Source organism: Bradyrhizobium sp. SHOUNA76 (assembly GCF_023006445.1).
Classification (GTDB): domain Bacteria; phylum Pseudomonadota; class Alphaproteobacteria; order Rhizobiales; family Xanthobacteraceae; genus Bradyrhizobium.
In genome coordinates, this window is the sequence record NZ_JALBHA010001208.1 from 1 (window position 1) to 223 (window position 223).

General features: G+C 60.5%; 1 protein-coding gene. It reads left to right on the plus strand.

Annotated features, from left to right (window positions below; translation table 11 throughout):
- On the plus strand, positions 1-223 hold a 223-nt coding region (locus tag MOV74_RS40535; RefSeq protein WP_246933154.1), incomplete at both ends, for a hypothetical protein.

Consider the following 223-nt stretch of genomic DNA (forward strand, 5'->3'; position numbering starts at 1 on the left):
GCGCAAGCTGCCCTCCGGCGTGCTCGGCCCCTTCGTCAATGACGAATATTCCGACGTGAGCTTCGCCCTTTATGCCCTCAAGGCCAAGGGCATGCCGATGCGCGAGCTCGCCAGGCAAGCCGAGACCATCCGTCAGGACCTCCTGCACGTGTCCGGCGTCAAGAAGATCAACATCCTCGGCGAACGTCCCGAGCAGATCTTTGTCGAGTTTTCCTATGCCAAG